This is a genomic window from Dyadobacter crusticola DSM 16708, assembly GCF_000701505.1.
GTDB classification, from domain to species: domain Bacteria; phylum Bacteroidota; class Bacteroidia; order Cytophagales; family Spirosomataceae; genus Dyadobacter; species Dyadobacter crusticola.
On record NZ_JNJB01000006.1, the window covers coordinates 128664 to 150534 of the forward strand.

General features: G+C 49.9%; 18 protein-coding genes. 13 read left to right on the forward strand and 5 right to left on the reverse strand.

Annotated elements, in window-relative coordinates:
• Window positions 1–106 precede the first annotated feature (106 nt).
• The 6 genes from Q369_RS29460 (at window position 107) to Q369_RS0109050 (ending at window position 12228) form a co-directional block, all read left to right on the forward strand.
• Window positions 107–718, forward strand: a complete 612-nt coding sequence (locus tag Q369_RS29460) for a carboxypeptidase-like regulatory domain-containing protein (RefSeq protein ID WP_229206778.1) — start codon at window positions 107–109, stop codon at window positions 716–718.
• A gap of 20 nt (window positions 719–738) precedes the next feature.
• Window positions 739–3165 (forward strand): SusC/RagA family TonB-linked outer membrane protein, encoded by a 2427-nt coding sequence (locus Q369_RS27595; protein ID WP_310588982.1) that lies wholly within the window; start codon window positions 739–741, stop codon window positions 3163–3165.
• 20 nt (window positions 3166–3185) lie between these two features.
• Window positions 3186–4862 (forward strand): RagB/SusD family nutrient uptake outer membrane protein, encoded by a 1677-nt coding sequence (locus Q369_RS0109035; protein ID WP_031527480.1) that lies wholly within the window; start codon window positions 3186–3188, stop codon window positions 4860–4862.
• A 44-nt stretch (window positions 4863–4906) separates the two neighbouring features.
• Window positions 4907–7384, forward strand: coding sequence for a hypothetical protein (locus Q369_RS0109040; protein ID WP_031527481.1), 2478 nt, complete (start codon window positions 4907–4909; stop codon window positions 7382–7384).
• A 314-nt stretch (window positions 7385–7698) separates the two neighbouring features.
• Window positions 7699–10716, forward strand: coding sequence for a SusC/RagA family TonB-linked outer membrane protein (locus Q369_RS0109045; protein WP_051663986.1), 3018 nt, complete (start codon window positions 7699–7701; stop codon window positions 10714–10716).
• Between the two features lie 12 nt (window positions 10717–10728).
• Window positions 10729–12228: a RagB/SusD family nutrient uptake outer membrane protein gene (locus Q369_RS0109050; protein WP_031527483.1), complete on the forward strand. Its 1500-nt coding sequence runs from the start codon at window positions 10729–10731 to the stop codon at window positions 12226–12228.
• Window positions 12229–12304: 76 nt separating this feature from the next.
• Here Q369_RS0109050 and Q369_RS0109055 read toward each other — a convergent pair whose 3' ends face one another.
• Window positions 12305–12691, reverse strand: a complete 387-nt coding sequence (locus tag Q369_RS0109055) for a helix-turn-helix domain-containing protein (RefSeq protein WP_031527484.1) — start codon at window positions 12689–12691, stop codon at window positions 12305–12307.
• Between the two features lie 108 nt (window positions 12692–12799).
• On the opposite strand from Q369_RS0109055, the gene Q369_RS0109060 reads away from it, so the two are divergent.
• The 4 genes from Q369_RS0109060 (at window position 12800) to Q369_RS0109075 (ending at window position 15555) form a co-directional block, all read left to right on the forward strand.
• The gene (locus Q369_RS0109060; RefSeq protein ID WP_031527485.1) at window positions 12800–13252 is read left to right on the forward strand and encodes a carboxymuconolactone decarboxylase family protein; all 453 of its coding nucleotides are present in this window, start codon (window positions 12800–12802) and stop codon (window positions 13250–13252) included.
• A gap of 66 nt (window positions 13253–13318) precedes the next feature.
• Window positions 13319–13660: a YciI family protein gene (locus Q369_RS0109065; protein ID WP_031527486.1), complete on the forward strand. Its 342-nt coding sequence runs from the start codon at window positions 13319–13321 to the stop codon at window positions 13658–13660.
• Window positions 13661–13837: 177 nt separating this feature from the next.
• Window positions 13838–15055, forward strand: coding sequence for an RNA polymerase sigma factor (locus tag Q369_RS0109070; protein WP_205624309.1), 1218 nt, complete (start codon window positions 13838–13840; stop codon window positions 15053–15055).
• Between the two features lie 2 nt (window positions 15056–15057).
• On the forward strand, window positions 15058–15555 hold the full coding sequence (locus Q369_RS0109075) for a GNAT family N-acetyltransferase (RefSeq protein WP_031527488.1): 498 nt from the start codon (window positions 15058–15060) through the stop codon (window positions 15553–15555).
• Window positions 15556–15621: 66 nt separating this feature from the next.
• Here the strand turns inward: Q369_RS0109075 and Q369_RS0109080 are convergent, their stop codons facing one another.
• Window positions 15622–16563 carry a nitrilase family protein gene (locus tag Q369_RS0109080; RefSeq protein ID WP_031527489.1) on the reverse strand — a complete coding sequence of 314 codons (942 nt, stop codon included), beginning with the start codon at window positions 16561–16563 and terminating at the stop codon, window positions 15622–15624.
• Between the two features lie 513 nt (window positions 16564–17076).
• Here Q369_RS0109080 and Q369_RS0109090 point away from each other — a divergent pair.
• Entirely contained in the window at window positions 17077–17745 is a 669-nt protein-coding gene (locus Q369_RS0109090) for a response regulator transcription factor (RefSeq protein ID WP_031527490.1), read from the forward strand.
• Window positions 17746–17753: 8 nt separating this feature from the next.
• Here Q369_RS0109090 and Q369_RS0109095 read toward each other — a convergent pair whose 3' ends face one another.
• The 3 genes from Q369_RS0109095 to Q369_RS0109105 form a co-directional block, all read right to left on the reverse strand.
• The gene (locus Q369_RS0109095; protein ID WP_031527491.1) at window positions 17754–18020 is read right to left on the reverse strand and encodes an SWEET family sugar transporter; all 267 of its coding nucleotides are present in this window, start codon (window positions 18018–18020) and stop codon (window positions 17754–17756) included.
• Window positions 18021–18102: 82 nt separating this feature from the next.
• Window positions 18103–19422, reverse strand: a complete 1320-nt coding sequence (locus tag Q369_RS0109100) for a chloride channel protein (RefSeq protein ID WP_229206780.1) — start codon at window positions 19420–19422, stop codon at window positions 18103–18105.
• On the reverse strand, window positions 19389–19970 hold the full coding sequence (locus Q369_RS0109105; protein WP_374754347.1) for an HPP family protein: 582 nt from the start codon (window positions 19968–19970) through the stop codon (window positions 19389–19391). The genes Q369_RS0109100 and Q369_RS0109105 overlap by 34 nt, the downstream gene beginning before the upstream one ends.
• Before the next feature lie 257 nt (window positions 19971–20227).
• On the opposite strand from Q369_RS0109105, the gene Q369_RS0109110 reads away from it, so the two are divergent.
• Window positions 20228–20866: a (2Fe-2S)-binding protein gene (locus Q369_RS0109110; RefSeq protein WP_031527494.1), complete on the forward strand. Its 639-nt coding sequence runs from the start codon at window positions 20228–20230 to the stop codon at window positions 20864–20866.
• Complete coding sequence (locus tag Q369_RS0109115) at window positions 20863–21861, forward strand: FAD binding domain-containing protein (protein WP_031527495.1); 999 nt, start codon at window positions 20863–20865, stop codon at window positions 21859–21861. The genes Q369_RS0109110 and Q369_RS0109115 overlap by 4 nt, the downstream gene beginning before the upstream one ends.
• Window positions 21862–21871 lie beyond the last annotated feature (10 nt).

Below are 21871 nucleotides of genomic sequence, written 5' to 3' on the forward strand. Positions count from 1 at the left end.
AGCGCTTTTTCGGATCATCGTATTGTGCAAATTTATATTTGCTAACTCAAATTTTCCGAAACGACCAGGATCGTTAACTGGCACTAAACCTAAATATCTAAAAATTATGCGACAAAAAACTCTACTAGGTTTTGTCATGCTGCTCTTTGGAATTTCACCATTAATGGCGCAGACCAGAGAGCTGAGCGGCAAAGTTACTGACGAGGCTGCGAAGGAATTACCCGGTGTCAGCATCGTTATTAAAGGTACGCAGCGCGGGACCGCCACCGATGCCAACGGTTTATACAAGCTCACTATTCCTGACCAGGGCCCCGTCACGATCACTTTTTCATTTGTTGGTTACCAGAGCCAGGACGTTTCTCCGACGGGACAATCAACGCTGGACGTTACCATGAAGCCCGAAGATAATGCATTATCGGAGGTAGTAGTGGTGGGTTACGGTACACAAAGGAAGAAGGATCTGACCGGCGCCATTTCTTCCATTGGCTCCAAAGAAGTTGCCGGCCGTCAAACCATCCAGGTTTCCGATGCATTGCAGGGGAGCATAGCGGGTGTGTCGGTAACCCGCAGCAGCGGCGCGCCGGGCGCGGGTTCCAATATCCTGATCCGGGGTATCACTACCATTGGCACCAATAACCCGCTCGTGATCGTCGATGGAGTACCCGTGAGCAGCATTGATAATGTAAACCCGGGTGATGTTGAAATATCACGGTTTTAAAAGACGCGGCTTCTGCGGCTATTTACGGGTCGAGAGGTGCAGCCGGGGTGATTCTTGTTACTACCAAACGTGCTAAGAATGGGCAGGGTAGTCTGGAATATACCTACGAGTATGGCGTGCAGCGGGCTACTGCTATGCCGGAATATGTGGGCGTGCAGGATTATATGCGATATTTTAATGAGCAAACCACGAACGATGGCGCGAGTACCGGCCCATTTGGGCAGGCTTTCATCGATTCGTACCTGGACAGCAACCGCGTCAACCCCGACGAGTTCCCGAATACAGACTGGCAGCGCGCATTGGTTACCAGAAGAAATGCGCCGCGCCAGCGCCACGACCTGGTGTTTACAATGGGCACGGGCAAGATCAAGACCAAAGCTTCACTGGGCTATACCAGTTCAGGCGCATTCTACGACAACCGTTCTTACGATCGCTACCTGTTTCGGGTCAATAATGATTTGCAGGTGAATGATAAGATCGGTGTGAACCTGGATGTTTTTTATAAAAGAACAAACAACCAGGGCAATGCGAACGAGCTTCCCAACAGCGATTTCAACCCGATCTATGAGGGGCGGGTAATGCCTCCGATTTACGACGACGTGTATTCCGATGGCAGGCTGGCATTTGGGAAAGACGGAAGAAACCCGCTGGCCAAGCTCCGCAACGGGGGCTTTACGCGCTCACTTTACAACCAGATCGGCGGCCGGATTTCATTTAACTACAAACCGGTCGATGGATTGACGGTAACTGCATTGGTAGCGCCTGTTTTTGATCTGGATAAAAATAAATATTTCTCTAAACAGATCCGCTACACCAATCCCGACGGTACACCAAGTACGATTGTGAACCAGGCGCGCACTGTGCTCACGGAAGGGCGCTCAGAAGCTGTGAGCATCAATGGACAGCTGCTTGCCAATTATGTGAAAGAGATCAATGGCGCACATACGATCGATATTCTGGCAGGTTTTGAAGAAAATTACCGCTCCCTGGAAACATTAAGCGCGTCAAGAAGCGGCTTTGCGTTGACTGATTTTCCTTACCTGAATTCGGGTTCCACCGAGTTGCGCGACAATGCGGGGAGTGCCAACGAGTCGGGCCTGCATTCGTTTTTTGGAAGAGTGCAGTACAACTATAAGAGCAAGTATTTTCTGCAGGGAAACCTGCGCTCGGATCTTTCATCGAGGTTCGCGGCTGCTTACCGTAAAGCGGTATATCCGTCGGTTTCTGCGGGCTGGACAATCTCCGAGGAGAATTTCATGAAGGGCAATACCTGGCTCTCGTTCCTGAAACTGAGAGGCTCCTGGGGCGAGGCAGGCAATGAGCGGCTGCTCGACAAAGACAATAACCCTGCTTACTATCCCTACCTGGCCACGATTGATTTCAGTACTGCCTTGTTTTATCAAAATGGCAGTGTAGTTCCGCTGACCGGCGGTGCACAGCAGGTTTATGCTGTTGAAAACATCTCTTGGGAAACGAGCCGTACCATTGATTTTGGCCTGGACGCGGCTTTCCTGAATGACAGGCTTACCATTGCAGCAGATTATTATAAGAAAACAACGACCGACATCCTGCTTCCGCTCGACATTCCCCTTTATCTCGGTTTCGACAAACCGAACCAGAATGCAGGTACCTTGAACGTGCGCGGCTGGGAGTTAGAGGCAGCCTGGCGCGATCGCATTGGCAAAGTGGGCTACTCGGTAGCCGCCAATCTATCCGACGCCAAATCAACTGTCGGCGACCTGAAAGGCACGGAGTTTCGCGGCGACCAGATCATCCGGAATGGCAGCGAGTACAACGAATGGTTTGGATACCTCTCCAACGGACTTTTCCAGACGCCGGATGAAATTACCGGTGCGCCGGTCTTGAATGTAACCACCAAGCCGGGCGACGTCAGGTATGTGGATGTGAATAAAGACGGAAAGATCACGACCGACGATAAAGTACTGCTTGGAGGCGCCTTGCCGCGTTATTTATACGGAGGTAACCTGCGTGCCGATTTTAGCGGATTCGATTTCGGGGTGAGTTTTCAGGGTGTTGCTAAAAAGTTGTCCCGCCTGAACAACGACGCAGTACAGCCTTTTGCCGAAGCCTTTGGCAATATGCCGGCGGATATGGTGGGTAAGTTCTGGAGTGCCAACAATTCTCCCGAACAAAACCTGCGGGCTACTTACCCTCGACTGTCGCGCACTTCCAATGCAGCTAATTATACGCTTTCGGATTACTGGCTGATCAATGGCGGGTATTTCCGGGTGAAGAACTTCACGCTGGGCTATACTTTGCCGCAGGACCTGATCAAGAAAGCGGGCGTACAGAGTTTGCGGTTTTATATATCCGCCAATGATGTTTTCTCGCTCAGCAAATTTCCCAAGTACCTCGATCCCGAATCGGCCAGCTACTCTTACCCGATCGTCACCACGCTCATGGCAGGCGCAACCATTCGATTCTAAACCCAACCCGCATTTACGTTATGAAAAAAATAGCATTTACTTTTCTCCTGGGGGCGGCTCTATCGGGCTGTCACACGCTTGACCTGAATCCTTTATCCGAAGCTTCCACAGGTACTTTTTACTCCAACCAGACAGAGCTGGAACTGGCGGTAAATGATCTGTACCGCACGGCATTCTGGTCAAATGACAATGAGCTTTTCAGCGACAATGAGTGGCACCGCGGCCAGCTGATCAATGCGGTAATCGGCGGCACGATGAATGCCGACGATGCCGCCGTGCAGACTTTCTGGCTCAATTCATACAAAGCCATCGCACGTGTGAACTCGTTTATTTCAAACAAGGACCGTGCCGCTGCCAACACGCCGGCTTCGATCATGCTCAGGCTGGAAGCTGAAATGCGCCTGATCCGCGCTTACCAATATGCCAGGCTGATCACCCATTTCGGCGACGTGCCCCTGCTGACCGAGCCGCTGGTGCTGGAAGAATCTTACACAGTGCAGCGGACAAACAAAGATGAGATTCTGGCATTCGTTTTCTCAGAACTTGATTTTGCGGCCCAAAACCTGCCGGTAACCTATGCGGCTGCGGAGACAAAGCGGCTCACAAAAGGCGCCGCGCTTGCCATTAAGTCGCGAACTGCATTGTATATGAGCAAATGGGCAATTGCGCGGGACGCGGCAAAGGCGATCATGGAGTCAGGGGCCGGTTATGAGCTTCATCCTTCTTATGCGCCACTTTTTACCAGAGCAGGTGAAATGAGCCGGGAGCTGATCATCAGTATTCCCCGGGATGAAAAGCAGCAGGTTTTCGGAGGTGCGGGTTATGTGCAGGATAATATTTCGAGGAATGCAGGCGGTTTCGGGGCGCAGCTGCCGACCCGGGATATGGTCGACGCTTATGAATGCATTGACGGAAAACCGATCGACGAATCGCCGCTCTACGATCCGAAAGCGCCATTTAAAAACCGTGATCCGCGCCTCACAGCTACGGTAGTCGAGTTCAACACGCAGTGGCTGGGCTACAACTACACGCCACACCCGGACTCTTTGCAGGTTTTCAGTTCCAAGGAAAACAGGAAAGTACCCAACAAGGATACCCGCGCAGTGGCTGCATTCGCCAGTTTCACAGGGTTTTTATGGAGAAAAGGAATTGATCAAACCTGGCCTGACCGGCTGGTAGAAGATAATGACGCGATCATTGTCCGCTATGCCGAAGTATTGCTGACTTACGCGGAGGCGAAAATCGAGCTTGGCGAAATCGATGCCACTGTTTTGAATGCAATCAACCAGGTGCGGGCGCGGGCTTATGGGGTGAGTGTGGAAGAAACCAAATCGTATCCGGCGATTACTGCCACCAATGCAAATGTACTCAGGCAGCTGGTTCGGCGGGAGCGACGTGTGGAATTTCCGCGCGAAGGTTTGCGCTACATGGACCTGATCCGCTGGAAGTTGGCCGAGAAAGTACTGACCCGCCCTGTGATCGGCTTGCCCGATCCGGCCGCACAGAACCGCGCCAAATGGCCTTTCCCTGGTGTGACGCCGCTCGACGAAGACGGCATTGCCGATTACTCCGTATTTGGTGCCGACGTAAAAGTGCTGGCACAGCGGAATTTCGACAAGAGCCGCCAGTATCTCTGGCCAATCCCGGCAGTTGAACGAAGGGTAAATACCAATGTCACGCAAAACCCGGGTTACTGATTTTACTTTTTTTCTAATTCCTGATAAGCTTAATGATTGTTTTAATGAAAAGATATTCGCTCCTGACCCTGCTGCTGGGTTGGCTGGTTCTGTGTGGCTTTGATGTGAAAGCGCAGTTCAAAGGCAAACCGTCATTTAGCGGGATTTACCCGCATCTGGCGATGTATAACAATGAGGGTGAGTGTGGTACCGGTGCAGTTGTGCCCTGGGCAGGCAAGCTTTGGGTGATTACTTACGGTCCGCATTTGCCGTTTGGTTCTTCTGATAAATTATACGAGATCAGCACAGACCTGAAACAATCCGTATTCCCGGGCAGCATTGGCGGAACTCCCGCCAACCGCATGATCCACAACGAAAGCAAACAGCTTTTTATCGGGCCTTATGCGATTGACGAAAAGGCGAATGTGCGCGTGATACCGTACAAAGCAATGCCCGGCCGGCACACGGGCAATGCAAGACATTTGACCGACCCCAAAAACAAAATCCTGTACGGGACAATGGAGGAAGGTGTTTATGAAGTAGATGTCGCCTCATTGAAACCGACAATGCTTTACGAAGATGGGAATGTAGACCGGGCAAAGGCAGCCGACAAAGCTACTTACCAGTTTAAAGGCTTGCTTCCCGGAACGCATGGAAAAGGTTTTTACTCGGGCCAGGGGGTGGTGGTTTATTCCAATAACGGGGAGCCGGGGAAGCGCGCCGAGATTGATTTCGATATCGAGTCAGGTGTGCTGGCTGAATGGGACGGAAAAGACTGGAAAGTGGTGCGCCGCAACCAGTTTGTGGAAGTAACCGGCCCCGGCGGTATTTACGGAAACAAAAATGCCAAAACAGACCCGATCTGGGCGACCGGCTGGGACCATAAGTCGGTATTGCTGGGCGTGCGGGACAATGGAAAATGGAGCTTTTGCAGATTGCCAAAAGCAAGTCACGCTTACGATGGCGCGCACGGCTGGAACACCGAGTGGCCGCGCATTCGGGACGTGGGAACTGCTGCGAAACCCGATTACCTGATGACCATGCATGGCATGTTCTGGCAGTTTCCGGGTGCATTCACATCCAAAAATGCAACGGGAATACGTCCGCGCTCAGCTTATTTGAAGGTGATCGGCGATTATACGCGCTGGAACGATCAGCTGGTTTTCGGCTGCGACGATTCGGCACAACGCGAATTTTTGAACAAAAGAAAAGCGAAAGGCGGCATCGAAGGTCCGGGACAATCCAACTCCAACTTGTGGTTTACTTCGTTGGATCAACCCGATAAGCTTGGTCCGAATACAGCCGAAGGTTCTGTTTGGTTAAATGAAAATGTAAAAGCAGGTGAAGTGTCCGAACCATTTTTGTTTGCAGGCTGGCCCCACCGGTCGGTTTGGGTGCAAAATAACGGAGCTAGTGAAGTGAGTTTTGCCATGGAAGTTGATCAAAATGGAAAGGGTACCTGGTCTGCATTGAAATCTATTTCCATTCCCGCAAAAAGCGCCAGACGCATTGATTTCACCAATGCAGAAACAGGCGAGTGGATCCGGCTAAAAGCAGCAAATGCCACGAATGTCACGGCGCATTTTTACTATTCGGCCAGTGACAAACGTTCCGCTACGCCCGACACCATTTTCAACGGACTTACCCTGGCTTCCAAGGCAAAAACCACCGGTGGCCTGATCTATGGACTGGGCGAAAACCGTCGTTCGCTCGCATTGGCCGCCATGGATTACAGCGGAAGCACGGCAAAAGAAACGGGTTATTATGAGCTGGATGCAGACATGAAGCTGGTGCGAAAAGACGATGCGAAAACATTGGATTTTGTAAAAACCAAATTTGCTATCCCGCAAAAAGTGGTAACTATCGAAGAATCTTCGGTGCTCGTGGTGGATGATAAGGGGAGACGCTGGCGGTTGCCGCTGGGTAACGACGCTTTTACGGGATTAACAAACGAAGGCGCATTGCGGATCTGTCGGGAGGTAGCTACCGAGCGTGACCTCTTCAACTGCCACGGGACATTCTATGAGCTGCCGGCTGAGAATGCAGATGGTTATGCCAAAATCCGCCCCGTTGCTTCGCATAACTTCCGCATCAACGATTACGCTTCTTACCGCGGCTTGCTGGTAATGACCGGTCTTGATGCAGACAAAGCTTCCAAGAACAGCCATATTATTGTTTCAGACGACAAAAAAGCGTCAGTTTGGGCAGGGGCGATCGACGATCTCTGGAAATTGGGCAAGCCAACGGGACACGGCGGTCCCTGGAAAAACACAAAGGTGAAAGCCGGTGAAGCTTCCGATCCTTATCTGATCAGCTTTTACGATAAGAAGAAGTTGTCTCTTTCTCATGATGCAAAGACGACAGTTACATTCACCCTCGAAGCAGATCCGGTTGGCAACTGGCCGTGGATGGAGTATAAAACCTTTGCCGTGAAACCTGGCGAAACGCTCCACTTTGACTTCCCGAATGAGTTTGCCTCCCGCTGGGTCCGGTTCAGGACCGATGCCGATTGTGGGGCAACTACCTGGCTCGACTATAAGTAGGACAATCTTTATACCGGCTTTATACAAAAAGTGTGCACGTGCACACTTTTTGTATTTCTGGCATTTTCAATAGTAACTAAAATAGAAGTCTTTGGAAGAAAGTCGAAATAATATTTTACTAAAAGGGAGATACTTAAAATTTAATTACATTACCTGCGGTTACTAGTTCAATAATCCAAAATTAAACCTGCTGCCTATGGAGAAAGCCAGATGAACAAACTGAAGTCTGCCCCACTTGTGCCCGTTTCGGGATTCATGCACCTGTTATAAAACTAAACTCTTAAAAGCTTCACGCTTACCAACCCATTTCGGTTATGAACGATCGATACAAAAACCTATTCAGGATCCCTGTCATTGCAGCATTGTCGCTGTACATGGGACTGGAACCTGCCGGAGCTGCAAACCCCGGCCTGCACAGCAATGAGCTGACAGCAGCAACATCAAAACGCGCCGAGTATACGGTAACGGGAAAAGTAGTTTCCGCCGAAGGCGAGGCTCTACCCGGAGTCAGCATAGTTGAAAAAGGCACCAACAAAGGTACCACGACCGATATTGACGGCGCATTCAGCATTAATCTTACCAATCCCGGTACCACACTTACTTTCAGCTTCATCGGCTACACAACCAGAGAAGTGGTGGTAGAAGGAGCTACGAACCTTGATATCGTCCTCGAATCGGACGCAAAGGGGCTCGATGAAGTGGTGGTTGTGGGCTATTCAGCCAAGAAGGTAAGGTACCTGTCGAGCTCGGTATCTACGATCAGCAGTCAGAAACTGCGTGACGTCACTTCCAATGAACTCCCGAACCTGTTGCAGGGTAAAGCGCCGGGCGTGGTGGTTTCCACGAACTCGGGCGATCCGACTGCTCCGGCCAGGATTGTGATCCGCGGTGCGGGTACCATTTCCGCAAACAGCTCGCCGCTCTACGTGGTCGACGGGAACATTGACGGTAGCTATAACCCGGTGGATGTGGAGAATGTAACCGTTCTGAAAGACGTAGCAGCTACCGGTTTGTACGGTTCACGCGCTGCAAACGGGGTTATCATCGTGAATACCAAAATGGGTAAGGCGGGCAAGACAGAGATCAATTTCAATAATACATTCGGCTGGGCCAAAGCCACGACAGGTAACTTCCGCCTGATGGATTCGCAGGAGCTGTACGATTTCCAAAGCACTTTTAACCCACGCGACCCGTCTGTTTTGCAGCGGAACACAAACTGGTGGAATGAAGCATTCCGTACCGCATTTGTCAATAACCACAACGTTTCCATTTCCGGCGGTTCGGATAAAACTACTTTCTACGTTTCCGGCAACTATTATAAAGAGCAGGGAACGGTGATTGAGAATGATAAAACAGGATATAATTTCCGGACAAACCTGCGGTCGCAGCTAACCAACAAGCTGACTGCCGCAGTGCTTTTCAATGCACAGTATACGAGGGATAATTACCAGAACAGTAATACCTTGTACGATGCATACACAAACCTTCCATTTGATCCGGCCTACGAAAACGGCGCGCCGACTGATGGTCGCTCTTACCCGAACTGGCTCGGTCGCGACCGGGAGAACTTTCTGCATTCCATTCAATACAATTTCGCGAATGCAAAAAGCCTGAGAACGAGCCTGGACATAAACCTGGATTATGACCTGACTGACAAGATCACACTGTCGAGCTACAACAGGGCCAACTTCGGAAATGGCTCCGGCGCTACTTACTACGACCGCCGTACCAAACAAGGCGGCGCGAATGGCGGCGAGCTTTATAACAGTAATTACAACAACTACCGTTTGCTGACGTCTAACCGGGTCCGTTATTCGGAGGAATTCGGCAAACACAGCCTGACTTTGCTGGGCGTAGCGGAAGCCGAAACAACATTCAGGGAGGAGAATACGACTTCGGGCAAAGGACTTCCCGCGGGACAGGATGTACTATCAGTCGCAACGGACATCCTCGTCTCGCCGACCAGCTTCAATGAGCAGATTGCATTCCGTAAGTTTTTGGGCCAGGCCGATTACAATTATGACAACCGCTACTTCCTGGTAGGGTCGCTGGTGAATGAGTTTTCTTCTTTGTTTGGTAAAAACAATTCCACAGCCAACTTCTTCCAGCTGGGCGCTTCCTGGGTTTTAAGCAATGAGAATTTTCTCAAAAACAACAAGGTACTTTCGTTCGCAAAACTGCGCCTGAGCCACGGAACAGTAGGTAATGCAGCTATCCCGAATTTCGCATCGCTCGGATTGTACACGATTTCTCAATCAGCCAGCTATGCGGGTATCCCGGGTGCGCAGCCATTTCAGAAGGGTAACCCCGACCTGACCTGGGAGAAAATCCGCGCTTCCAACCTTGGGTTTGATATCAGTCTGTTTAACCGCATTGACCTGACCGTTGATCTTTACAACAAAAAATCCGAAGACCTGCTTTACCAGAAACCGCTCACCGCGACGACGGGTTACAGCTATGTCTGGGTCAATGCAGGATCTGTGCGCAACAGGGGCGTAGAGCTCAGTCTGACTTCCAATAACCTGAGCGGAAAAGAGCTTACCTGGGAAACCAACTTCAATATGGCGTTTAACCGCAACAAGATCCTCGAACTGAGCGGTGGTGCGGCGACATTCCGTCCGGGTAACCGCTTGCCGCTTGCAGCCGGCCACGATATGGGCGAGTTCAATTTACCGGTTTGGGCGGGTGTAAATCCTGAAAACGGCGACCCGCAATGGGAGAAGATCGTAACAGATGCGAATGGGAATGTGACGAAAGAACTGACCAATTCATACAGCTCCGTGCAAACCGCGCAGTCCCGCCAGTTTACAGGTAAATCGTCCAACCCGAAATTTACGGGCGGTTTGACCAATACATTGGGCTACAAAGGATTTACATTGTCTGCATTCTTCAACTTCGTGTACGGCAACTGGGTTTATAATGAAAGCCGCGCGTATTTTGACAATGATGGTTTGTATGAAAGCTACAACCAGATGATACTGGCAAAAGACTGGTCGCGCTGGGAAAAGCCGGGCGACGTTGCGACGCACCCGAAGCCCATTGTGGGCGGTAACAAGGATTCCAACCAATCTTCGACGCGGTACCTGGAAGACGGAAGCTATATCCGCCTGCGGAACGTGCGGCTGGGCTACAACATTCCGGTGGACGCGATCAAACGGATCGGATTTGCGCGTGCCAACATTTTCGTGAGCGCGGATAACCTTTGGACAGGCACCAAGTTCACCGGCCCGGACCCTGAGGCTTCTTTCTCATTTGAAGATACCCCGGGAAATTCCAGCATTAAATACCCGATCAGCCGCAAGCTGCTCTTCGGTGTCAATTTCACATTGTAAAATTCAGCAGATATGAAATTTATAAAATCAAAACTGTTATTGGCACTTGGAGTGGTGTCGATGCTATCCTGCGAACAATATTTTGATCCTACCACCAACATCGATGAAACAACTGCGCTGACAAACGAATCGGACGTGCAGACTGTAACCATCGGGACTTATGCATTTTTAAATAAATCCAATTACGTATACAGCGGCCATATTATGATGGAGTACCCAAGCGACGAAATCGCACAAGGGCAGATCTCCGGAAATGATTTTACGCGCGTGTACCGGTATACCCATATCAACACGTCGACGCACGCGACCAATTACTGGAGTCAATGCTATAAGATCATTGCAGCGACTAACAAGGTGATCGGCTTTGTTTCGAACGACGCTTCGACAGAGTTGAAGCAGCTGAAAGGTGAAAATCTGTACCTCCGTGCGATGGCGCATTTCAATATGGTGCGGATGTTTGGAAGACCTTATCCACAGGAGAATGGAAATAATCCGGGCATCCCCATTCTGCGCGACGGCCTGAGCGATGAAGAAGCCACGAAGTTGCCGAGGTCTTCGGTGAAGGAAGTATACGATTTCGTGATCAGCGACTTGCTGGCTGCGGCTGATCTGATGACGGTGAAAAAGTCGAATATTTACGCGTCAAAGGAAGTGGCTTATGCATTGCTTTCGAAGGTATACCTGTTTAAAGGCGACAATGCAAATGCATTAAAATATGCGAACCTGGTGATTGAAAGTGGCAGGTATTCCTTGCTTTCTTCGTCCAATTACCCGAGCTATTTTAAAGTTGTTCCTGAAAATAACACGGAGACGATCTTTGCAGTGCGCCACACGAGCGTGCAGATCGCTGAGATCAGCAGTATGTACATCAGCTCCGATCGTTCGGGTACTCCGCTCGCGCAGGGTGTGAGTGGCTGGGCCGAGTTGTATGCTTCTCAAAAGTATGTCGACTTTCTTTCTCAACATCCTGAGGATCTGAGAAAATCGTTCATTACGCCTTATGTGCTCAATGGGAAGTTGCAGACCAACACCAAACTGACGCCCGCCACGCCGATGTATTATATCAATAAATACACTTTGCAGGATAATGTGATCAATGCATCCTCGCCGGTGTACCTGCGTCTGGCAGATATTTACCTGGTGCGTGCAGAGGCGAATGCGAAGCTGGGCAATACTGCTGCTGCACTAGCCGACGTGAACCTGATCCGCACACGTGCCGGGCTGTCGGGAAGCGCATTGCACACGACTGCGAATGTGGCCGCTGCCGGTAAGACTATCCTCGACGTGGTTTTGGAAGAGCGCTTTCTGGAACTTGCGTTTGAAGGTCACCGGATCTACGACCTGTTCCGCAACGGGCGCCCGATGGTGCGTAACTATCCCGGCACCCACGCACAGAACAATACGCCGACCACGGATGTAAGGCAGACCATTCAGCCTACCGATGCCCGGGTCGTGTTTTTCATTCCTCAGAATGAAATCGATCAGAACAAAAACCTGATCCAGAACCCATAATCACATTATATTCTGTTTAAGTAGTGCGGACAGCAGACAGGTTTTCTGCCTGCTGTTTTTTTGCGCTTTTTTCTGACTATGCTGCGCTCGGCATTTTGTCATTAATAAAGATTTCCAGAGGCAATCCGAGATGCTTGTGAAGGTTGTGGATTTGCTGTAAGGTAAAGTACCGCTTCCGGTTAAGTATCTCAGATACTCTTGACTTGGGACCTATAAACTGTTCCAAATCTTTATTCTTCCAGCCATTTTCTTTCATCAGATATTTGATTGCGTCGATTGGATCCGGATATGGTATTGGATTGTGCGTTTGTTCATAAGCATGCACCAGCGTGCTGATGACATCCAGCTCATCATCCAATTCAGAATAAGGGGGCGGAGCCAGCGAAAGTAGCTCATCAATGCGTTTGAGTGCATTCTGGTAATCTAATGCCGTTTTGATTGGGGTTATGGTTACTGTACGCATTGTTGCTGAGATTTTGCCGTAAGCCGGTAATTTCAGTATTATTTTCCAGACTTGTCTAATCCTGGATTTTCAGTTGTCATTGGTTTTTAAACATTTAAAACTTTACAAATGGAACCAAGATTAGATTTTCAGGAAAAAGGAAAAAATGCGGCGAAGGTGCTTTTCGGAGTGGGCGGTTACCTGCATAAGTCGGCGATTGAGCTGCCTTTGCGGGAGCTGGTGGTATTCCGGGTGTCGCAGATTAACCAGTGCGCATACTGCCTGGATATGCATTACAAGGATGCGCGCGCAAAAGGGGAGACCGAGCAGCGGCTTTATGGTTTGAGCGCGTGGCGTGAAGCGCCTTATTATACCGAAAGGGAGAGGGCCGCTTTCGCCTGGGCAGAAGCGGTTACCAAGTGCGAGGTACCCGATACGCTTTATGCCGAAGTGAAACAGCAGTTTTCAGACGAGGAACTCATTGACCTGACGATGGTAGTGACGAACATCAACACCTGGAATCGTATTAACATCGCATTTCCGAGCACGCCGGGTAGTTATCAGGTCGGCCAGTTCGGTTGAGAAATGCATTTCTTTGCAGCTGTTTAAACAACCCAGATCATTTAAAATTTCAAAATAGAAACCAAGATGAACGAATTCCTGATCGCAATCCATCGTGACCTGAAAAGCAAGGATGCGAGTCCCTCGCCCGAACAAATGCAAGCTGCAATCAAGCCTTTCCAGGATTGGATCGGCAGCATAGCCGCCCAGAACAAGCTCGTAGCCCCTCCAAAACGCTGGGACCTCGACGGCCGCGTAGTGACCAAAAACAGCACCGTTACGAACGGACCGTACGCCGAAATCAAAGAATCAATCGGCGGCCTGTTCCTGATCCGCGCCGAGGATTATGAGGAAGCGGTAGAAATAGCCAAAGGCTGCCCGATCCTTGAATGGGGAGCGTCAGTGGAGGTCAGAATGGCGGTTGGTTAATGGGAGGAAAGGGGGATGGAGGAAGGGGAGGATGGAAGTTTAGAGTTTATGAGTCTATGAGATTGAAGTTCATTGCATTAAATTCCGTTTCCCCCAAATCACTCATTCATTCACTAATTCGCCGTTCCACAGCGGCTCATTCAATCATTCAATCATTCACTCATTCAAAATTACTCCATGCTCCCACACCTCTTCCGCACAGAGTATCGCAACATTGTTGGGGTGCTTTGTTATTTGTTTGGGATTGAGCATGTTGAAATTGCGGAGGATATTGTGAGTGACACATTTCTGGCAGCTACTGAGCACTGGAGTATTCATGGTGTTCCCGATAATCCTACGGGCTGGCTTTATGCAGTTGCGAAGAACAAGACCAAAAATTATCTCAAACGAAATAGCTTGTTCGAGAAAAAGCTGGCGCCCGAAATCAGGTATACCACCGAAATTTCAGAAGAGATCGATATAGATCTTTCGGGTAAGAACATCTCAGACAGCCAGCTGGCGATGATCTTTGCGGTTTGTAACCCGGTTATTTCCACAGAATCGCAGGTCTCGCTCGCATTGAGCCTGCTCTGCGGTTTCGGCGTGCAGGAAATAGCAGATGCTTTTTTGACGAACAAAACAGTGGTGTACAAGAGGCTCAACCGCGCCAAGGAGAAGCTGAAAGAGGCCCGGATCCGCATTGAACAGCCTACTTTGTCAGAGATCAACAGTCGCCTTGATCCGGTACTCAAGACTTTGTACCTGCTATTTTCGGAAGGTTATTATTCGGAAAGTCAGGATACCGTGCTCCGGAAGGATCTGTGTACCGAGGCAATGCGGCTTGTCTCGCTGCTGCTCAGTAGCCCCGTTACTAACAAGCCTGCTGTCAATGCGCTGCTGTCGCTCATGTGTTTCCATGCATCCCGCTTCGATGCGCGTGTCGGGGATAATGGTGAAATGATTTTGTACGAAGATCAGGACGAGACACTTTGGGATCAGGAGCTGATCAGTCTGGGGACGGATTTTCTGATCAAAGCGTCGACGGGAGATGAAGTATCCAGGTATCATCTGGAAGCCGGAATTGCATTTTGGCATACTCAAAAAGAAGATACGACCCGGAAATGGGAGAGTATCCTGGAACTTTACAATAACTTGCTGATACTCGAATATTCGCCCGTAGCTGCATTAAACCGTACATTTGCAGTCTCGAAAGCAAGAAGCAAGGAGCAGGCGATCGCGGAGGCAGAAAAGCTTGGGCTCACTGGCAGCCACTTCTACTATTCTCTCCTCGGGCATCTTTACACGGATCTGGATAACAGCAAAGCTCTGGCCCATTTTCAAAAGGCACTCGAACTGGTCGCTTCCAATGCAGACCGCGAGGTGATTAGAAAGAATATGACAAAACTGACGAAATAGAAATGGTACGTCTGGAATCTGAAAGGTTGACTTACAAAAAATTCACACCTGCGGACTTTGATGATTATTTCCGGCTGGTTTCCCGCCAGGATGTAATGGCGTACATCACAGGCGCCGGGCTGGATGAGGACCTGGCAAAAGCGCGTTTTCAGGTGGCACTGGATGCAGATTGCGGCCTGGACGAGTTTGGCTTTCTGGCGGTGGCTGAAAAGAATGGCGCTGCATTTGTAGGATTAGCCAAGATTGTCCCGTTTGAATCAAACCTGACAGAGGTCGGATACGCATTGTTTCCCGAATTCTGGGGAAAAGGTTATGCTTCGGAAATTACGCGCACCATGATTGATTATGCAACGGAACTAGGGACCGTGCGGGAATTGATCGCGATTGTAAGTCCGGAGAATGCGTCTTCGATCAGGGTACTTACCAAACAAAACTTCGAGTTTTTCCGAGAGCTGTCCCAGTCTTCGGGTACCCGCCACGATTATATTCTTCGGATTTGAATTGAATGGATTTCATCAAAAAGAATGCTCCGGAAAGACAGTCTGCGCTTCCGGAGCATTTTCATTTTACAGCCAAACCACCTTCTGCTCGGAAACGTGAGACTGTCCGATAACGTCCGCATAGAGCTCCGGACGGCGTGCTTTCAGGTAGCGGGAGCCGCCGGCTTGGTCGAGTTTTTCGGGTGTCAATGTTGCAATGGCGATCGCGTCGTCAAGCTCGCGGCATTCGGCAATAATGTCGCCAAATGGATCTAGGATCATGGAGCAACCATTTTTCAGCTGGTCATCGTCCATTCCGATCGGGTTGGAGAACACAGCATAGATCGCATTGTCGTAAGCACGGGCAGGCAACCATTTCATAAGCCACGCCCTGCCTTTCAGACTGTCAAATTCCTGACGCAGCGAGGTAGGATCGGCGGCGCGGTTGTGCCACAAAGCCGGATCTACGAAGCCCGCGCCCGGACGCGTCGAAGGCGTACACATCGTCACATGCGGCATAAAGATGATATCTGCCCCGAGCAATTTGGTAGCGCGCACATTTTCAATCACATTATTGTCATAGCAGATCAAAATGCCGCATTTCCAACCTAATAAGTCGAACACAACATATTCATTTCCAGGTGTCAGGTGCGAATTGATGAATGGATGAAGTTTGCGGAACTTAGCCACCAGCCCATTCTGGTCCACACACACGTAGGCTTTAAACAGATTTCCTTCTTCGTCCTTTTCAAACAATCCCGCAAGCACTGCGATGTTGTTGTCGCGGGCAATGGACGTGAGCTCGGTAATACTCGGGCCGTCAGGAATCGGTTCAGAAAGTTCCAGCATCTGCTCCCGCGAGAGCTTCCGAGCGAAAGTGTAGCCCGTAACGGAGCATTCATGAAAAGCAATGGCGTTTGCGCCTTTTTCGGCAGCTTGCTGCGACAGCTTGCGGATCACACCCAGGTTATAGGCTTTGTCGCCGCTCTTGTTTTCAAACTGGGCAGTCGCAATTTTAATAGGTTCCATACTCGATGATCGTGAAAGTCGAAAATGTGAGCACAAAAATAAGCAGGTGGCCCGCAGCACGCATCATGCAAAGAGGAAAAGTAAGGCCGGAGTCGCACGGTAATGAGCAAGCGGCGCATTTGCCCGCCTGCTTCGCAACGGGAATTTAACAGAATGATAATCTAATATCATCCTTTGGCCGTAAATGTTGGGGTACGTATTAGTTTTCCTGCAAACAAGCGTAAAAAATGCTTAAGCGGACAGATTTCATGGAACTTCTTCGGGAATGACCATGTACCTATTTAAGTACTATTGTGTGTGTGATGTGAATCTGGGGCTCAAAGGCCGGAGATACAGCCTTCACACATACGCTGCATGAACTCATGAATGTGCAGGTAGTGGGGCCGGTCTTGTAGAAAAATCGATTTGCTAACAAAAACTAGTGATAAACATCAATGACACGCGTATGGTAACGGGACTACTTTCGTCGAACTGGTCTTACACCTCGGCACGGATGTTGAGTAGTGGTTATTTATGATTGACAAAGTGGAAATTTTGATTTTTGAAGATCACCCGGTGACAGCCAGGGGATTAAAGGCTTTTCTGGAAAAAAGCCTGAGTACAGACAAACCCGCCACAGCAGAAATATGGTATCCAGGTCAAAAGCCGGCACGGCAGGCGCCTGCGGATATCTTTATCCTTTCCGTTAATCCGCGATCTGCGTTCCCGGGAATTTTTGATAAGCTACAAAAAGAATATTTCATTGACCCGAAACAGCTGGTCGTTTTTTGCGACAGTTCAGAGTTTCGCACGGGACTTGAATATCTATATAAAGGCGCAGCAGGCTTCGTTTTCAAAGAAACCAACCTTTTAGAGCTGGTACGGTGTGTGGAGACCGTTTCAAGCGGACAGCCGTATATCTGCCAGGAAGCCGTACAAAAAATACTGTGGCACTTTATGCCCGGTTCAGATATAACCTTAAACCTGAAATCCGAAGAATTCCCGCTGACTGCCAAGGAGTTTGAGATCGCGAGGGAATTGTCCCGGGGGCTCCGGGTAACCGAGATCGCACGCCGCTTCAACATCACGCCGGGGCGGGTAAGTATCTGTAAATCTTCCATTTTTCGGAAACTCAACATCAAAGATCACCGTGAGCTGTCGGCCAGGCTCTTCGAACTTTCGGCAAACCGGAAGGTCGTGTAGGCTCTTTCTCATTTTTCCGCATCCTTGTACTTGTATTTCAGGAACAGCATGATCACGTTCAGGATGATCGTAAATGCATTGGTAGCGATAATGGGGATATCCTTTTTGTCCGCCCCGTAGTAGATCCACAATGCATTACCAGTGAGCATCACAATGAACATCATGGTCGAGACTTCATTCGCCTTTTTCTTTTTGATGGTCGTGATCAGCTGCGGCAGTACCGCAGAGGAAGTGCATATCCCCGCTACTAATCCAAGTATTTCAATAAAATCCATTTCCTGTCGCTGTTTGGTTGGCGCAGGTTTAGATAAAAATTGTGCCGTGGAGCGCAAATCCTTGCTGAATGGGCCTCAAAAATTACTTGCTGATGTTTAGTCCGGGCTGGTAAGTGTATACAGAGTAGGGGAGCAAACGCGCCGCGACCCAGCGTGCGACCAGGCAAGCCACTACGATCGGGACGAACAGTACATAGCTTTCCGAAATGGCGCAGGCCAGGAAAATGGCGGTAAAAGGTGCGTGAATGCTGCCGCTAAGTACTGCCGCCATTCCGATTACTACAAAATTGACAGGGATCAAGCCGAGCCCGAAATAGTGGTTCAATGCATTGCAGACCAGCAGTCCCAGGAATGCGCCTATGAACAGGCTTGGGGCGAAAACGCCACCATCGCCGCCGGCGCCCAATGTGACCGAAGTGGCCACCGGTTTTAGCAGCAGCACGATCAGCAGTGGTAATAAGAATGCAAGCGAGCTTTGGGGCGCGGCAGCAAGCGCGTGTTTTATTCCCGAATATCCTTCGCCGTAAAGGCTCGGAAAAAGGAAAATAAGGGTGGAAATCACCAGCGAGCCGAGCACGATCCGCAGCATATCGTGCTGGATGGAGGCAAAAAGCTTTTTGCCCAGAAGTACGCATTTGGTCAGGTAGGCTGCGCTGAATCCCGCCAGTACGGCCAGCAGCAGCATATAAGGTATTGCCTTCAATTGCCAGCCGCTGATCTTGAAATCAAACAGCGGCTTGTAAAACCAGAAGTGCGTCAGCAGCCAGGCTGTGAGTATTGCGGTGGCCACGCTCACGTGGTGCAGCTTGCTTCTTCTTTTTGTAAAAACTTCGTATGCAAACAGAAAACCTGCGAATGGCGCATTGAAAAGGGCAGTTAGCCCCGCTGCCAGCCCGGCGCAGATCAGGTCAGTTCGGTACTTTTTCAGAAAGCCCGCTTTTCTGGAAGACAATGCGCCGATCGCCGCTGTGGACACTACTGTGGACACTTCAATTCCGGTAGACCCGCCAAAGATAACCGTGAGAAATCCATTGAAATAATGGGACGGGATCTTGTAAGCCGGCAACATGTGCGCATCCTTGTTGATCGTGTCCATTACTTCTTTAATACCCTTGTTGGTTTTGTTACGAAACAAAAACCGCCGCAGTACATAGATCATCGCCAGGCCAGCAAAAGGCAGGACCAGGATCAGCGCTTTGTTGTGGACAATGCTTTCGAGGAAAAGTTCTTCGTAGTGTTCTGTGATTACTTTCAGGGTGTCGGCAACGAGCGCGGACAGCAGGCCGGTTACTGCGGCTGCGAGGATAACTGCGGATACGCGGCGGACTTTCTTGTTTTGGTATGCACTTAGTTTCATAGCAGGGATGGTCACCGGTACCTCCGTTTCCAGATTTTGTACCAATGTTTGTTTTTGGGATAATGGCGGTTCGGTGCCATATTATTGACAAAAATGGCCACCAGCAGCAGGATCAGCACACCCGTAAGAACCGGGCTGAGGACATATTTATAGCCAAGTGCCGTAATTTTTTCTGAGCCAATGTTCGCGATTAATGCAGTAGCTCCGCCGGGCGGGTGCAATGTGCGGGTAATCTGCATGAACACAATCGAGATCGATACTGCGAATGCAGACGCCAGCCAGATGTTTCCCGGAATCAGCTTGTGCACCGTAACACCCACCAATGCACAGATCAGGTGGCCGCCGATCACATTTCGAGGCTGTGCGAGCGGACTGTTGACAATGCCGTAAATCAAAACAGAGGACGCACCGAAGGAGCCGATCAGGAACACGCTGTCGGAAGCGGTAAACATATTATTGTTGAAAAAACCGATCAGCGCGATACCGCTGAAAGATCCCAGAAATGTCCAGAAATGGTCTTTGAAATCGACCAGGGTTTCCTTATAAATCACATAACGCGCCATGCGCATGTGCTTTCTTAAATGCTTTCTCAATGTTGGTTCGTGATTGAACTGCAAAATTATAATGTTAATGTGAACTATACGGTTCCCTGCGGCCAGGAAAATCTCCCCGGCAACGCTATTCTCGGCATACACTAATCATTGCTGTGTGATTATGGAAAAACGTTACCTGCTGTTTTTATTGAGGTAAAGCGCTGACCGCCCGGCCAGTGCAGAAGATTCAGTACTTCATTGGAGTAATCCGGTAAGCGGTTGGTCTTTCCTTTTTGGAACTATGAACCTGGATTCTGATGAGTAATGAAAAATTAGTTTGCGGCGGAGAGCTGGAAAACGAAGCTGATTTCAGCGGAGAGCGCCGCTTTTTTCTCAAACAATCTGTCGCAATAGCCGGGCTCTCGTTCCTGCCTGTGCCTTTTGCAGCTGCTGAGGGTGCACCTGAAGTTTTTGAAAATACAGAAACAATCCAAATGTCCCTTACTGTCAATGGTACCAAGCACCGGCTCGCCATTGATCCGAGAACTACTTTGCTGGACTTACTGCGCGAGCAGCTTGCATTGACCGGCACGAAAAAAGGCTGCGACTTCGGACAATGTGGCGCGTGTACCGTGCATGTAGACGGACAAAGAACACTTGCTTGCCTGTCTTTCGCAATTATGCAGCAGGGCAAAAAGGTACATACCATTGAAAGTCTGGCTAAAAATGGCACGCTGCACCCATTACAGCAGGCTTTTATCAAACACGATGGTTTTCAATGCGGGTACTGCACGCCCGGACAGATTATGTCGGGTGTGAGCTGCATTCGTGAGGGAAAGGCGGACAATGCAGCAGATATTCAAGAATACATGAGCGGAAACCTCTGCCGCTGCGGTGCTTATCCCAACATTGTGAACGCAATTATGGAGGTCAATAAAAGCAGCAAGCAGGTATGAAAGTGTTCCAATATCTGCGTCCCTCGAAAGTTCAGGACGCAATCCGGGCAGTCAGCTCTGATCCGGGAGCCCGGTTCATCGCAGGTGGTACCAATCTCATTGATCTCATGAAAAGGGGCATTGTTGCGCCCAACAAGCTGGTGGATATCAATCACCTGCCTTTGAAAAGGATCAATTATCAGTCAGGTCGCTTGAAAATCGGCGCACTTGCACTGAACAGTGAAGTAGCGGCACATCCGATTGTGCTGGCAAAGCAGCCGCTCCTGGCGCAGGCTCTCAACGCCGGCGCCTCGGGCCAGCTCCGCAATATGGCGACTGTGGGAGGTAATGCATTGCAACAAACCCGCTGTCCTTATTTCTACGATATTGCATTTCCCTGCAACAAACGCCAGCCCGGAAGCGGTTGTGCTGCTGTGGAGGGTATTAACAGGATACACGCGATTTTCGGTGTTGAAAAAGAAACTGCCACGCAATCGTGCATTGCTGTGCACCCAAGTGATATGAGCGTGGCGCTGGCGGCACTTGATGCAGAGGTGACCATTGCGGGTACAGGCGGTGAGCGGAAAATTCCATTTACCAGTCTGCACCGGTTACCGGGCGACCAGCCGGAGCGCAATACCACGCTGGAAAGGAATGAGCTGATTACGGGCATTGAAATACCTGACAATGGTTTTGGCAAACACGCGCATTACCTCAAAGTACGCGATCGCGCTTCTTTCGCTTTTGCAATCGTGTCGGTTGCGGCTGTTTTAGATATAAAAGATAGCAGGATCAATACGGCGCGACTCGTCATGGGCGGTGTGGCGCACAAGCCCTGGCGGCTTTTTGAAGCAGAGCAGCATTTGGTGGGTAAGCCGGTTTCAGAAGCGGAGTTCCGGCAGGCGGCAGAACTGGGTATGCGCGGTGCCGTCACTTTTGGTCATAACGATTATAAGCTGAAAATGGCGCCAAATGCAGTTGTTCAGGCGCTGCTTTATGCTGCCGGACTCGAATAAAAAGCACAAA

Bases quoted from the DNA above. Each gene is read 5' to 3' on its own strand.
- Q369_RS29460 (WP_229206778.1), top strand. From the start codon at position 107: ATGCGACAAAAAACTCTACTAGGTTTTGTCATGCTGCTCTTTGGAATT.
- Q369_RS0109035 (WP_031527480.1), top strand. From the start codon at position 3,186: ATGAAAAAAATAGCATTTACTTTTCTCCTGGGGGCGGCTCTATCGGGC.
- Q369_RS0109040 (WP_031527481.1), top strand. From the start codon at position 4,907: ATGAAAAGATATTCGCTCCTGACCCTGCTGCTGGGTTGGCTGGTTCTG.
- Q369_RS0109045 (WP_051663986.1), top strand. From the start codon at position 7,699: ATGAACGATCGATACAAAAACCTATTCAGGATCCCTGTCATTGCAGCA.
- Q369_RS0109050 (WP_031527483.1), top strand. From the start codon at position 10,729: ATGAAATTTATAAAATCAAAACTGTTATTGGCACTTGGAGTGGTGTCG.
- Q369_RS0109055 (WP_031527484.1), bottom strand. From the start codon at position 12,691: ATGCGTACAGTAACCATAACCCCAATCAAAACGGCATTAGATTACCAG.
- Q369_RS0109060 (WP_031527485.1), top strand. From the start codon at position 12,800: ATGGAACCAAGATTAGATTTTCAGGAAAAAGGAAAAAATGCGGCGAAG.
- Q369_RS0109065 (WP_031527486.1), top strand. From the start codon at position 13,319: ATGAACGAATTCCTGATCGCAATCCATCGTGACCTGAAAAGCAAGGAT.
- Q369_RS0109070 (WP_205624309.1), top strand. From the start codon at position 13,838: ATGCTCCCACACCTCTTCCGCACAGAGTATCGCAACATTGTTGGGGTG.
- Q369_RS0109075 (WP_031527488.1), top strand. From the start codon at position 15,058: ATGGTACGTCTGGAATCTGAAAGGTTGACTTACAAAAAATTCACACCT.
- Q369_RS0109080 (WP_031527489.1), bottom strand. From the start codon at position 16,563: ATGGAACCTATTAAAATTGCGACTGCCCAGTTTGAAAACAAGAGCGGC.
- Q369_RS0109090 (WP_031527490.1), top strand. From the start codon at position 17,077: ATGATTGACAAAGTGGAAATTTTGATTTTTGAAGATCACCCGGTGACA.
- Q369_RS0109095 (WP_031527491.1), bottom strand. From the start codon at position 18,020: ATGGATTTTATTGAAATACTTGGATTAGTAGCGGGGATATGCACTTCC.
- Q369_RS0109110 (WP_031527494.1), top strand. From the start codon at position 20,228: ATGAGTAATGAAAAATTAGTTTGCGGCGGAGAGCTGGAAAACGAAGCT.
- Q369_RS0109115 (WP_031527495.1), top strand. From the start codon at position 20,863: ATGAAAGTGTTCCAATATCTGCGTCCCTCGAAAGTTCAGGACGCAATC.